Here is a 12,138-nt window from a genome sequence, read left to right as displayed (position 1 = left end):
TCTGGCTCTCACCGTGCTGCGCTATCTGCCGTTCCTGCTGATCATCGCGCTGACCATCTACGCCTTCATCGACTGCCTGAACACGCCCGAGGAAGAGGTCAAGCACCTCCCGAAGGTGGTCTGGGTGATCATCATCCTGCTGTTCTCGATCGTCGGCCCCGTCGTGTGGCTGTTCGCCGGGAAGAAGCGCTCCGCGGTCGGCGGCGGCTTCGGCGGCGGCCGGGCGCGCCGGACCCAGTGGGTCGCGCCGGACGACAACCCGGAGTTCCTGAAGTCGCTGCGCGAGGAGCAGGAGCGACAGGACCGCCCGGGCAAGCAGGACGGCCAGGGCAAGCAGGACGGGACGGACCGCAACGACCCCGACAAGGGCTAGTCGACGCGTTGGAACACGGCGAACGGCGATGGGCCCGGCCCCCCCTCGGGGGGCCGGGCCCATCGCCGTTCGCCGTGCCGCTCGACTACACCCCGCCGTAGGAGTGCTTGCCGTTGAGCAGGATGTTCACGCCGTAGTAGTTCCAGATCCAGCACGCGAAGGCGAAGAGCGCCAGGTAGGCGGCCTTGCGGCCCTTCCATCCGGCCGTGGCGCGCGCGTGCAGGTAGCAGGCGTAGGCGACCCAGGTGATGAAGGACCAGACCTCCTTGGGGTCCCAGCCCCAGTACCGGCCCCAGGCGTCGTTCGCCCAGATCGCGCCCGCGATGATCGTGAAGGTCCACAGCGGGAAGACCGCCGCGTTGATCCGGTACGAGAACTTGTCGAGCGAGGACGCCGAGGGCAGCCGCTCCATGACCGAGGTGCGGAAGGTGCCGGGCTTGCGTCCCTGGGCGAGGTGGTTCTCGTACCCGTCGCGGAACAGGTAGAGGACCGTACCGGCCGCACCGATGTAGAAGACCGCGCCGCAGATGATCGCGGTGGAGACGTGGATCCACAGCCAGTACGAGTGCAGGGCCGGGACCAGCGCCGCGCTGTCGGTGTAGAGCCAGGTCGTGGCCACGCCCAGGTCCAGCAGGACCGTGGTGACCAGGATCAGGCCGATCCAGCGGACGTTCTTGCCCAGGGCCAGCAGCAGCAGGTAGGCGCCCGCGGCCACCGTGGAGAAGGTGATCGAGAACTCGTACATGTTGCCCCAGGGCGCCCGCTGCACCGACAGGGCGCGGCTGACCACGCCACCGGCCGCGAGCAGGAAGCCGAGGGCGGTCAGCGAGATCGCGATCCGGCCGTACAGGTCGCCCTTGACCGTGCCGCCGGCCGCGCCGGGGCCGTCCGGCACGTCGCGCGTGCCGGTGGCGGAGCGGGTGACGACCTGCGGCTTGTCGAGGACCGCGGTGCCCCCCGCCTTCGTGCGGACCTGGACGGCGGGGGCCTTCGCGGCGCCCGCTCCCGCCGTCAGCGCGTTGGCCGTACGGGCCACCTTGCTGCGGCTGCCGAAGGTCCACTCGGCGATGTGGGCGAAGAAGGCGAGCATGTAGACCGCCATCGACGAATAGATCAGCACGTTGCTGGCGTGGGCCAGGCTCGTGTTGGTCGCGGCGGCTGCGAGCAGCGTCATCCGCGTCCTCCTTCAACGGTTGCTTCGACAGGGTTGTTGCCGGGGACGGCCTCGGGCGCGGGTGCGGTGGGCGCCCGCTCGTTCAGCCGGGCGGCCAGGTCGGCGAGTTCCTCGGGGAGCTTGGCGGACTCGCTGCGGCCGAGGCCCGCCATCTCGACGACGGTCACGCCGTCCTCGCCGGTCACCGCCCGGACCCAGATCCGGCGGCGCTGGATGAAGAGGGACGCGGCCAGGCCCAGGATGGCCGCCACCGCGCCCGCCAGGGCGTAGCCGGTGCCGGGCTCCTGGGAGATCTGGAAGGTGGCCCAGCGCTCGATGCCCTCGAACTTCACGGTGCCCGCACCGTCGGGGAGCGTCATCGTCTCGCCGGGGAGCATCAGCTGGGAGAACGGGTCGCCGTTCTCCTTCTTGAACTGCTGCATCTTGGCGGTGTCGAGCTGGTAGACGTTCTGCGGCAGCCCCGAGTCCACGCCCAGGCTGCCGTGCCAGGCGTTGAGCGCCAGGACCGGGAAGTCCGCGGCGGGGAACTGCGAGAGCATCGTGCCCCCTCCCTTGCCCGCGAAGGTCGGCACGAAGCGGGCGTTGAAGCCCAGCTGCTCCTTCTTGCCGTTCTTGTCCTGGTAGCCGTCGGTGACCTTGACGGCTCCGGCGGAGGTCAGGTTCGCGTCCTGCGGCAGCATCGGCACGGCGTCCTTGAAGACCACCTTGCCGGAGGGGTCGGTCACCGAGAGGATCGGCGCGTAGCCGTGGCCCAGCAGGTAGACCTTGGAGCCCTCGACGTCGAGCGGCTTGTTGACCTCGATCTCGGTCTTCGTCGGGGCGCCGTGCGCGCCCTTGCTGTAGGTGACGTACGCCTTGAACTCGCGCGGGGTGCCCTTCTGCGGGCCGCTCTTCTCGTACTCCGCGTCGAACTTGTCCAGGGTGAAGCTGAAGGGCGGCAGGTCGTCCGAGTCGAAGAGGCTGCCGGACTTGAAGTCGTCGTACTGGGTGAGCGTGTTGGCGAAGCCCTTGCCGCGCAGGACGAGCTTGCCGCCCTCGGACTTGAGGAGCTGGCCGGTGGCGAAGGCCACCAGCATCACGATCAGGGCGATGTGGAAGGCCAGGTTCCCGGCCTCGCGCAGGTACCCCTTCTCCGCGGCCACCGCGTGCCCGGCGGTGTCGGGGGCGGTACGGAAGCGGCGCCCGCCGAGCACCTCCTCGGCGTGCGCGAGGACCTCGTCCGGGGCCGCTCCGGTGCGCCAGGTGGTGTAGGCGGGGAGCCGGTCCAGGCGCCGGGGGGCGCCCGGCGGGCGGCCGCGGAGCTGGCCGACGAACTGCCAGGTGCGCGGGATGATGCAGCCGATCAGCGACACGAAGAGCAGGATGTAGATCGCGGAGAACCACACCGAGCTGTAGACGTCGAAGAGCTGGAGCTTCTCGGCGACCGGCACCCAGAACTCGTGCTTGCCCTTCCAGAGCGCGACCTTCATCGGGTCGACCCGGTTCTGCGGGATCAGCGAGCCGGGGATCGAGCCGAGGGACAGCAGGAAGAGCAGGATCAGCGCCACCCGCATGGAGGTGAGCTGGCGCCAGAACCAGCGGGCCCAGCCGAGCACACCGATGCCGACGGCGGGGCCGCCGGCCGGGGGATCCTCCAGCGGGGCGGTGGACAACTGGGCCGACGCCGCGGCGTCGGTGGCGGCCGCCGCCGCTTCCGTGTCGGCTTCCGGGGCGGCCGCGTCGTGTTCGGGGTCCGACGCCGCGGTGGGCGCCTTGTCGCTCGTACTCATGTGCTCTTAGTCCTCAGATCCCCACCGTGAAGCCCTGTGTCCAGCTCTGCATGTCGTTGACGATCGTGTCCCACCAACCTGTGACGAGCAGCAGACCGGTCAGGACCAGCATGCCGCCCCCGATCCGCATCACCCACGCGTAGTGCTTCTTCACCCAGCCGAAGGCGCCGAGCGCCTTGCGGAAGGCGATCGCGGCGAGGATGAAGGGCAGGCCGAGGCCCAGACAGTACGCCGTGGTCAGCAGCGCGCCGCGGCCGGCGCTCGCCTCGTTCAGGGAGAGCGTGTTCACGGCGGTGAGGGTCGGGCCCATGCAGGGCGTCCACCCGATGCCGAAGAGGACTCCGAGGACGGGCGCGCCGATCAGGCCCCCGGTGGGCTTCTTGTGGAAGCGGAACTCCCGCATCGTCAGGCCCGGGATCAGTCCCATGAAGAAGAGCCCCATGAGGATGACGACGCCGCCGAGCACCCGGGAGATCAGGGTCCGGTTGTCCTGGAGGACGTCGCCGAAGAACCCGAAGAGCGCGCCGGTGGAGACGAAGACGGCGGTGAAGCCGAGGACGAACAGGCTCGCCCCGGCCAGCATCCGGCCGCGCCGGGCCTCGGCCATGTCGGCGCCGGTGACGCCGGTCACGTAGGAGAGGTAGCCGGGGACGAGCGGCAGCACGCACGGGGAGAAGAAGGAGACGAGCCCGGCGAGCACGGCGATGGGCAGGGCGAGCAGCAGGGCGCCGCTGAAAACGGTCTCGTTCACGCCGGTCACTTCTCCGCGAGGAGCGGGTCGATCATCTTGCGCAGCTGCTCCTCGTTGACCGCGACGAGGGTGCGGGCGGCGATCTTGCCCTCCTTGTCGAGGACGATCGTGGAGGGGATCGACTGCGCGTTGAGCGTGCCCTTGGGGAAGCGGAGCATCAGCTTGCCGTCGGGGTCGTAGAGGCTCGGGTAGGTGATCCCGAAGTTCTCCTCGAAGGAGACCGCGTTCTGCTTGCTGTTGTCGCGGGTGTTGATCCCGACGAAGGCGATGTCCTTGCCCGCGTCGGCCATCTCCTTGGAGACCTTGGCGAAGTAGGGGGCCTCGGCGCGGCACGGCGGGCACCAGGAGCCCCAGACGTTCAGGACGACGACCTTCCCCTTGAGGGTGGTCGTGTCGAGCGTCTTGCCGTCGACGGTCTCGCCGTCGAGCTTGGGGGCGTCGTCGCGCCGGCCCTTGGCGACGGTGGAGATGCCGCCCGGGCCCGTCACGTAGTTGCCGCCCGCGGAGCCGGAGGACTTGGCTCCACCGGCCGAATCTCCGCAGGAGGTGAGGGTGAGGGCGCCTGCGACGGCCACCGCGGTCAGCAAGGCGGCGCGGCCGCTGGTCGAGCGGCGGCGTCGGGGGGCGCGGCTAAGGCTCATGTGAAAAGTTTCGCATGGGCGAATTGTGGATCTTGCGCGCCCCCCGGCCGCCCGGCCGGATCCTGACCACCCCCTGGTCAGAGGCTGGTCAGGGGGTGGTCCGGGGCTGGTCAGGGGCTGGTCAGGGGCTGGTCAGGCCGCGGTCAGGAAGGTCTTCCAGCCGCCGGTCGGCGGCTGACCGGGGGCCAGGCCCCGCAGTTTGGCGAGCACCTTGGGGTCCTGGACGTCGAGCCAGTCGGTGAACTGCCTGAACGATACGAGCCGTACGTCGCTTTTGTCCGCCATCGACTTGAGCGCTTCCTCGACGGCGTCCATATAGATGCCGCCGTTCCAGTCCTCGAAGTGGTTGCCGATGAAGAGCGGCGCGCGGTTCGTCTCGTACGCCCGCCGGAAGCCGCCCTGGTAGGCGGCCGTGGCCTGACTGCGCCAGCCCGGGTAGTTGGAGGGAACGCCCCGGGTGGTGTTCTGCGATTGGTTGGCGAGGATGTTGTAGTCCATCGAGAGCACCTCGAAGGAGTGGCCGGGGAAGGGCATGGACTGCAGAGGTAGGTCCCACACCTTCCCCTTCTTCTCCGGCCACTGCTGGAGGCCGCCGGGCGAGCTGGCGTCGTAGCGCCAGCCGAGCTTCTCGGCGGTGGGCAGCAGCTGGTCCTGGCCGAGCAGGCACGGCGTGCGGGCCCCGACGAGCTCCTTCGCGTAGTCGAAGGGCAGCGGTTCGAGGTCGGTGAAGCCGGTGTTGGTGCGCCAGTTGGTGACGAAGGACACGGCCTGCTCGATCTCGCTGTGCCAGTCCTGCGCGCTCCAGTGGGCGACCGAGCCGGATCCGCCGCAGAAGTGCCCGTTGAAGTGGGTGCCGATCTCGTGGCCGTCGAGCCAGGCCGCGCGCACGCACTTCAGGGTGTTGCGGACGTTCTCGTCCTTCAGGAACCCGATGTCGGAGGCGCCCACCGGGTTGTTGGGCGGGCGGTAGAGCTCCCGCTTCGACTCGGGGAGCAGGTAGAGCCCGGAGAGGAAGAAGGTCATGCCCGCGTGGTGGTCCTTGGCGAGCTTGAGGAAGCGCGGGAAGAGACCGTTGCCGATCTCGCCCGCGCCGTCCCAGCTGAAGACGACGAACTGCGGCGGGGTCTCCCCGGGCTGGAGGGGGACGGGCTTCGCGGGCTGGTGGGGCTGGGGGCCCGTGTCCGCGGTGGAACCGTCCCCGATGGGCCTGACCGGGTGGGCGGCCCCGCCGCTCGGGCCGGGGCCGGCCTTGCCGGAACCCGCACCCATGTGGGCGCCCCCGGAGCCGGACCCGCCGCTGCAACCCGCGATCCCCATCGCGGCCACGGCGCCGAGCCCGAGTCCGAGCGCACCCCTCCGGCTGACCTCACGCATGTCGCTCACCTCGCTGATGGAATGTCGTATAAACGGACATTCCAACGCAGGCTGAGCGTCAGATCGGCAGCAGCGCGGCTACTTGTATGAAATTAGGTCTGGCCATGTCGAATCTTGACGATCGGAGGCAGCGCCTCCGGACCGGACCGCGGGCCCGCAGGCCCGCGAACCGGCGGACCGGCGGACCCGCGGACCGGCGGACCGGCTGGCAGGTCCGCCGGCGTCACGACTCAGGCGCCGAACGCCTTCGACTTGCCCTTCACCGGCTTCGCGCCCGCGAGCAGGTGCGCCGGGACCAGGTCCCGGGCCGGCTCGCTGTAGCCCACCGACACGATCTTGTCGCCCTGGTACGTGAACGACGTCAGCGAGGCCAACGTGCACTGCCGGCGCCGCGGGTCGTGCCACAGCCTGCGCTTCTCGGCGAAGCTGCGCACGATCCAGATCGGCAGCTGGTGGCTCACGCACACCGCCTCGTGCCCGCGGGCAGCGTCGCGCGCCGCGTCGAGCGCGCCCATCATCCGGACCACCTGCTCGATGTACGGCTCGCCCCAGGACGGCTGGAACGGGTTCGTCAGGTGCTTCCAGTTGGCGGGCTTGCGCAGGGCGCCGTCGCCGACGCCGAAGGTCTTGCCCTCGAAGACGTTGCCCGCCTCGATCAGCCGCCCGTCGGTCGCCAGGTCCAGGCTGTGCGCCTTGGCGATCGGGGCCGCCGTCTCCTGCGCGCGCTCCAGCGGGGAGGACACGACATGGGTGATGTCGCGGTTCTCCAGGTGCTCGGCGACCCGCTCGGCCATCTGGCGGCCCAGCTCGGAGAGGTGGTAGCCGGGGCGGCGCCCGTAGAGGACCCCGTCCGGGTTGTGCACCTCTCCGTGGCGCATCAGGTGGACGACGGTGATGTCGCTGCTGCTCATGCGGTGGCCTCCGGGGTGGCCTCGGCGGCGGCGCGGGCGGCGGCGGGCAGCGCGGCCGCGATGCGCTCGATCGCCCGCTCGTCGTGGGCGGTGGAGACGAACCAGGACTCGAAGGACGAGGGCGGCAGGTAGACGCCCTGGGCCAGCATCGAGTGGAAGAAGCCGGTGAAGCGGAAGCTCTCCTGCTTCTTGGCGTCGTCGTAGTTCCTGACCTCGTCCTCGGTGAAGAAGACGGAGAACATGTTGGACGCGGTCTGCAGCCGGTGCGCCACGCCCTCCTTGCGGAGCGCGTCCGTCACCAGGCCCTGGATCTCGGCCGACACGGCGTCGACCTTCGCGTACGCCGCGTTGTCGAGCAGCCGCAGCTGCGCGAGGCCGGCGGCGGTGGCGATCGGGTTCCCGGAGAGGGTGCCCGCCTGGTAGACGGGGCCGACGGGGGCCAGGTGCCCCATGACGTCGGCGCGGCCGCCGAAGGCCGCGGCCGGGAAGCCGCCGCCCATGACCTTGCCGAAGGTCATCAGGTCGGGCGCGACCCCGTCCACGCCGAACCATCCGGCGCGGGAGGTGCGGAAGCCCGTCATGACCTCGTCGGAGACGTACAGCGCGCCGTTCGCGCGGCACAGGTCGGCCAGGCCCTGGTTGAACCCCTCGCCGGGGGTCACCACGCCCATGTTGCCGGGCGCGGCCTCGGTGATCACACAGGCGATCTCACCGGGGTGCGCGGCGAAGGCGGCACGGACCGCTTCGAGGTCGTTGTAGGGGAGGACGATCGTGTCGGCCGCCTGCGCACCCGTCACACCGGGGGTGTCGGGCAGCGCGAAGGTCGCGAGGCCCGATCCGGCGGCGGCGAGCAGCGCGTCCACGTGGCCGTGGTAGCAGCCCGCGAACTTCACGATCTTGGCCCGGCCGGTGAAACCACGGGCCAGCCGGATCGCGGACATGGTGGCCTCCGTACCGGAGGACACCAGGCGCACCTGCTCGACGGGCGCGATCCGCGCGACGATCTCCTCGGCGAGCGCGACCTCGCCCTCGCCGGGGGTGCCGAAGGACGTGCCGCGGGCGACCGCGGCCTGCACGGCCTCGATCACGGCGGGGTGGGAATGGCCGAGGATCATCGGCCCCCACGAGCAGACCAGGTCGACGTACTCGCGGCCATCGGCATCGGTGAGGTACGGACCGGTACCAGACACCATGAACCGGGGCGTTCCCCCCACGGCGCGGAATGCACGCACCGGAGAGTTCACGCCGCCGGGGGTCACGAGGGACGCGCGGTCAAACAGGTTCTGCGAGACTGGGGCTTCATACGGATACGGGTAGCTCACACCAGCCATGGTCTCAGAGGCCGCGACAGACTTGCGGACGGGCGTTTCACCACGCCGCCGCGGGGGAGGTCACTGCCATGATGATCAGGCCGCGTGGCCGGGGTCACGGGGCCGGGGCAGGCAAGACCAGTCGGGTGGAGATATGCAACGCGGTGGCGGACCGGGCGAGGGTACGGACGGCCTGGGGCCCGAGCGTGCGCGCGAGGCCCGCGACGCTTCCCGAGAGGCATCCCGAGAGGCCCGGCGCCGCGGCAAGCACCGCCGCCGGGGCGCGGACGCGGTGGACGGCGTACCAGCACCCGCGAGCGCGGTTCCGGGGGGTCGCGGCATGGGAGTGACCTACAAGTACTTCGGCGCCCCCGACGGGGCCACGGCGGCGCGCGTCCCGATCTCGATGCGGCCGGAACAGCTCGGCGGCGACGAACTCGGCATGGGCGGCCTGTTCAGCAAGATCAAGCCGGAGACGGTGGCCGCGATGGTCCTCACCGGCATCGAAGGCATACCCCTGCACAAGGTCCCGCCGCTGGAGCTCGTGGTCCTGCACCCCGACTACGCGGTGGTCAAGCTCCCGATGACGGTGGTCGACCCGCTGCGCGGCATCGGCGAGGAGTCCGTCGGCGCGGCCGCCTTCATCTGGTCCACGGTCCCCGATCGCGGCGGCCCGCGCGACGCCTTCAACGTCTACCAGCTGCTGCACGAGTGGCAGGACTTCTCCCACCGCCTGCACGAGGCCGGCCACCAGCCGTACTGCCTGGTCTGGCCCTGACGGACCCCGTCGGGCCGGGAGGGACCGGGACGGCTCCGCTTCCTTCGGCCCCCTCCGGCTCCCTTCCGCTTTCTTCGACGCCCTTCCGCTCTCTTCCGCTTCTCACCGCTTCCGGCCACGACATGGGGCCGAGTCCCGGACAGCGGGGAGGAGTTCCTCGTACCCTCCTCAACATGGAAATATCGCTGCGTCTGACCCCCTGGTCCCAAGAGGACCTCGGGTTACTGCTGCGGGCCAACGAGCCCCAGATGACCAAGTACTTGGGGGGACCCGAGTCCGAGGAGAAGCTGGCCGACCGCCAGCGCCGGTACGTCGCCCTGAGCGACCGGGAACCCGCCGCCGGACGGATGTTCCGGGTCAGCCTGGCGGAGACGGGCGAGACCGTCGGTTCCGTGGGCTTCTGGCCCCGCGAGTGGCGCGACGAAGAGGTGTACGAGAGCGGCTGGGCGATCTTCCCCGAGTACCAGGGCCGCGGCCTCGCGGTGGCGGCGATCACCGAACTCCTCGCGTACGTCGCCGAACACGGCTCCCGACGCTTCGTGCACGCCTTCCCCGGCACGGATCACGCCGCGTCCAACTCCGTGTGCCGTCGGGCGGGCTTCGAGTCGCTCGGTGACGTCAACTTCGAGTACCCGCCCGGCGTGTTCCACCCGAGCCACGACTGGCGCTACACCCTGCCCGCCTGACCCGACCCGCACCACCCACCTGACCCTGCGCGGCCCGCCCGCCCGGCACGACCGTCGGAGCGGGCTCAGGCCACGGTCAGGACCAGCCGGCCCCGGGCGCCGCCCTCCGCGAGGCGGGCGTGCGCCTCGGCCGCGTCGGCCAGGGCGTAGGTCCCGCCCACCCGCAGGGTCAGCGCGCCCTCGTCCACCAAGGACACCAGCCGCGCCAGGTGCGCCCCGTCCGCCGCGACCTCCTGCTCCAGGACCCGGATCCCGCGGACCGGAGCGGGGGCCCCGCCCGGCCGCAGCCCGACGTAGACGCCGCCGTCACGGACGAAGTCCAGCGCGGCCTCCCCCAGCACCGCGGTATCCAGCACCCCGTCCACCCGCACCCCCGCATCCGCCCCGGCCGTGCCCCGGGCCACGAAGTCGGTGGCGCCCAGCGACCGGACCAGCTCCTCGTCCGCCGGGGCCGCCAGCGCGGTCACCTTCAGCCCGGCGTGCACCGCGAGCTGGACCGCCAGCCCGCCGATCACCCCGGCCGCCCCGGTGACCAGCACCGACTCCCCGCCCGCCAGCCCCAACTGGCCCAGGGCCCGGGCCGCCGTGAGCCCGCTGAGCGGCAGCACCGCGGCGGCGGTCGCGTCCACGGACTCGGGGGCGACGGCGAGGGCGCCCTCATCGAGGACCACGTACTCCGCGTGCGTCCCGAGCTCCTTGACCGCGCCGTAGTGCAGCCCGACGACCTGCTGACCGACGTTCCAGTCGCTCACCCCGGCGCCGACCGCATCGACCTCGCCGGCCACGTCCCACCCGAAGCCGAGCCGCTCCCCCTCGCCCCCGAAGACCCCGAGGCGGACCAGGGCGTCCACCGGATTGAGCCCCGCGGCCCGCACCCGGACCCGGACCTGCCCGGCCCCCGGAACCGGCAGCGGCACCTGCGCCGTCACGACCCGCTCCGGGCCACCGAAGGCGGTGACGACGGCCGCGTCGATCAGCTTCCGGCCCTGCGTCTGGCCCTGCTTCTGGCCCTGCGTCTGGTGCTGGTTCTGGCTCATGGGTCTCGTCCCTTGCGCTCGATTTCGTTCGCTCCGATGCGCACTAACTTAGGGAGAGGTACTTTCATTTCGTAAGTACGCACTGCAAGGTGCGTACCCGACCCGAAAGTGAGCCCGCCATGGCCACCCGCACTGCCGAGACCCGCCGCCAAGAGGCCCGCCACGCCTACGACGCCTTCCTCAAGGAATGCCCGACCAGCCAACTCCTGGACCGCATCAGCGACAAGTGGGTCGGCCTCGTCCTGAGCGCCCTCGACGAGACGGAGGTCATGCGCTACAGCGACCTCGGCCGCCGCATCCCCGGGGTCAGCCAGAAGATGCTCACCCAGACCCTGCGCGCCCTCGAACGCGACGGCCTCGTCAGCCGCACCGTCACCGCCTCCGTGCCCGTCCGCGTCGACTACCGCCTCACCCCCCTCGGCCACAGCCTCGGCGGCCTCCTCACCTCCGTGAAGCACTGGGCCGAGCAGCACTTCGACCAGGTCAGCGCCCACCGCGAGATCTACGACGAGGAAGCCGCCGACCCCGCGTAATTGACCTTCGCCGCCCCGCCCCGAACTGGCATGCTGGGCCCCGTGAACGGACCGGACATCACCCTCACCCTCGCCCCCGAGCTGCGCGTCTTCACCGCGCCCAGTCGGCGCGGCGAGCGCGTACCCACCACGGTCGACGGAACCTCCAGCCTGGGCCACGTCGTCGAATCCTTCGGCGTCCCGCTCACCGAGGTCGGCCGCCTGCTCGTCGACGGCCGCGAGGCGCCCGTCTCCTACGTGCCCCGAGGCGGCGAGTCCGTCGAGGTCTCCGGTCCGCCCCGCCCGCAAGAGGTCCCCGGCGCCCCGCTCCGCTTCCTCCTCGACGTCCACCTCGGCACGCTCGCCCGTCGGATGCGCCTGCTCGGCATCGACACGGACTACGAGAACGAGGACATCGGCGACCCCGCCCTGGCCACCCGATCCGCCGCCGAGCGGCGCGTCCTGCTCTCCCGCGACCGCGGCCTGCTGCGGCGCCGCGAGATCTGGGCGGGCGCCTACGTCTACAGCGACAGCCCCGACGAGCAATTGCGCGACATCCTCGGCCGGTTCGCGCCGGAGCTGACCCCCTGGACCCGCTGCACCGCCTGCAACGGAACACTGCGCGCGGCCGACAAGGACAGCGTCGGCGACCTCCTGGAGGGCGGCACGCAGCGCTCCTACGACGTGTTCGCCCAATGCGCCGACTGCGAGCGCGTGTACTGGCGGGGCGCGCACCACGCCCGCCTGGAGCTGATCGTCAGCGAGGCGTTGGCCGAATTCGGCGGCGGCGTCACCGCGTAGGGACCGGCGGGGGTGGGCAGG

13 protein-coding genes are annotated in these 12,138 nt (G+C 71.1%); 5 read left to right on the top strand and 8 right to left on the bottom strand.

The window, feature by feature from the left end:
- Positions 1-13 precede the first annotated feature (13 nt).
- Complete coding sequence (locus ACIBEA_RS23760) at positions 14-373, top strand: PLD nuclease N-terminal domain-containing protein (RefSeq protein WP_399264055.1); 360 nt, start codon at positions 14-16, stop codon at positions 371-373.
- 85 nt (positions 374-458) lie between these two features.
- Here the strand turns inward: ACIBEA_RS23760 and ccsB are convergent, their stop codons facing one another.
- The 7 genes from ccsB to hemL all read right to left on the bottom strand — a co-directional run bounded on the left by ccsB (position 459) and on the right by hemL (position 8,324).
- Positions 459-1,541, bottom strand: a complete 1,083-nt coding sequence (gene ccsB, locus ACIBEA_RS23755) for a c-type cytochrome biogenesis protein CcsB (protein ID WP_399264397.1) — start codon at positions 1,539-1,541, stop codon at positions 459-461.
- 2 nt (positions 1,542-1,543) lie between these two features.
- Positions 1,544-3,316 (bottom strand): cytochrome c biogenesis protein ResB, encoded by a 1,773-nt coding sequence (locus ACIBEA_RS23750; RefSeq protein WP_399264053.1) that lies wholly within the window; start codon positions 3,314-3,316, stop codon positions 1,544-1,546.
- A gap of 13 nt (positions 3,317-3,329) precedes the next feature.
- Positions 3,330-4,076 carry a cytochrome c biogenesis CcdA family protein gene (locus tag ACIBEA_RS23745; RefSeq protein WP_399264051.1) on the bottom strand — a complete coding sequence of 249 codons (747 nt, stop codon included), beginning with the start codon at positions 4,074-4,076 and terminating at the stop codon, positions 3,330-3,332.
- Positions 4,073-4,708: a TlpA family protein disulfide reductase gene (locus ACIBEA_RS23740; protein ID WP_399264049.1), complete on the bottom strand. Its 636-nt coding sequence runs from the start codon at positions 4,706-4,708 to the stop codon at positions 4,073-4,075. The genes ACIBEA_RS23745 and ACIBEA_RS23740 overlap by 4 nt, the downstream gene beginning before the upstream one ends.
- A 132-nt stretch (positions 4,709-4,840) precedes the next feature.
- On the bottom strand, positions 4,841-6,082 hold the full coding sequence (locus tag ACIBEA_RS23735; RefSeq protein ID WP_399264395.1) for a hypothetical protein: 1,242 nt from the start codon (positions 6,080-6,082) through the stop codon (positions 4,841-4,843).
- Between the two features lie 230 nt (positions 6,083-6,312).
- Complete coding sequence (locus tag ACIBEA_RS23730) at positions 6,313-6,993, bottom strand: histidine phosphatase family protein (RefSeq protein ID WP_385787000.1); 681 nt, start codon at positions 6,991-6,993, stop codon at positions 6,313-6,315.
- Positions 6,990-8,324 carry a glutamate-1-semialdehyde 2,1-aminomutase gene (gene hemL / locus ACIBEA_RS23725; protein WP_399264046.1) on the bottom strand — a complete coding sequence of 445 codons (1,335 nt, stop codon included), beginning with the start codon at positions 8,322-8,324 and terminating at the stop codon, positions 6,990-6,992. Before hemL ends, ACIBEA_RS23730 begins: the two co-directional genes overlap by 4 nt.
- Before the next feature lie 133 nt (positions 8,325-8,457).
- Between hemL and ACIBEA_RS23720 the strand changes: the two genes are divergently transcribed.
- Both ACIBEA_RS23720 and ACIBEA_RS23715 read left to right on the top strand, forming a co-directional pair.
- Complete coding sequence (locus ACIBEA_RS23720) at positions 8,458-9,081, top strand: hypothetical protein (RefSeq protein WP_385787003.1); 624 nt, start codon at positions 8,458-8,460, stop codon at positions 9,079-9,081.
- A gap of 173 nt (positions 9,082-9,254) precedes the next feature.
- Positions 9,255-9,767, top strand: coding sequence for a GNAT family N-acetyltransferase (locus tag ACIBEA_RS23715; RefSeq protein ID WP_399264044.1), 513 nt, complete (start codon positions 9,255-9,257; stop codon positions 9,765-9,767).
- Between the two features lie 65 nt (positions 9,768-9,832).
- On the opposite strand, the gene ACIBEA_RS23710 is transcribed toward ACIBEA_RS23715, so the two are convergent.
- Positions 9,833-10,741 carry an NADP-dependent oxidoreductase gene (locus ACIBEA_RS23710; RefSeq protein WP_399264393.1) on the bottom strand — a complete coding sequence of 303 codons (909 nt, stop codon included), beginning with the start codon at positions 10,739-10,741 and terminating at the stop codon, positions 9,833-9,835.
- A gap of 182 nt (positions 10,742-10,923) precedes the next feature.
- On the opposite strand from ACIBEA_RS23710, the gene ACIBEA_RS23705 reads away from it, so the two are divergent.
- Entirely contained in the window at positions 10,924-11,337 is a 414-nt protein-coding gene (locus ACIBEA_RS23705; RefSeq protein WP_399264042.1) for a winged helix-turn-helix transcriptional regulator, read from the top strand.
- Between the two features lie 42 nt (positions 11,338-11,379).
- Entirely contained in the window at positions 11,380-12,117 is a 738-nt protein-coding gene (locus tag ACIBEA_RS23700) for a Mut7-C RNAse domain-containing protein (RefSeq protein WP_399264040.1), read from the top strand.
- The last annotated feature ends 21 nt before the right edge of the window (positions 12,118-12,138 follow it).

Source organism: Streptomyces sp. NPDC051555 (genome assembly GCF_044454405.1).
In the GTDB taxonomy this organism is placed as follows: Bacteria; Actinomycetota; Actinomycetes; order Streptomycetales; family Streptomycetaceae; genus Streptomyces.
Note: the sequence above shows the minus strand (reverse complement) of the source record. Positions and strands in the feature narration are given on the sequence as shown.

Bases quoted from the DNA above. Each gene is read 5' to 3' on its own strand.
- ACIBEA_RS23750 (WP_399264053.1), bottom strand. From the start codon at position 3,316: ATGAGTACGAGCGACAAGGCGCCCACCGCGGCGTCGGACCCCGAACAC.
- ACIBEA_RS23740 (WP_399264049.1), bottom strand. From the start codon at position 4,708: ATGAGCCTTAGCCGCGCCCCCCGACGCCGCCGCTCGACCAGCGGCCGC.
- ACIBEA_RS23735 (WP_399264395.1), bottom strand. From the start codon at position 6,082: ATGCGTGAGGTCAGCCGGAGGGGTGCGCTCGGACTCGGGCTCGGCGCC.
- ACIBEA_RS23730 (WP_385787000.1), bottom strand. From the start codon at position 6,993: ATGAGCAGCAGCGACATCACCGTCGTCCACCTGATGCGCCACGGAGAG.
- hemL (WP_399264046.1), bottom strand. From the start codon at position 8,324: ATGGCTGGTGTGAGCTACCCGTATCCGTATGAAGCCCCAGTCTCGCAG.
- ACIBEA_RS23720 (WP_385787003.1), top strand. From the start codon at position 8,458: ATGCAACGCGGTGGCGGACCGGGCGAGGGTACGGACGGCCTGGGGCCC.
- ACIBEA_RS23715 (WP_399264044.1), top strand. From the start codon at position 9,255: ATGGAAATATCGCTGCGTCTGACCCCCTGGTCCCAAGAGGACCTCGGG.
- ACIBEA_RS23705 (WP_399264042.1), top strand. From the start codon at position 10,924: ATGGCCACCCGCACTGCCGAGACCCGCCGCCAAGAGGCCCGCCACGCC.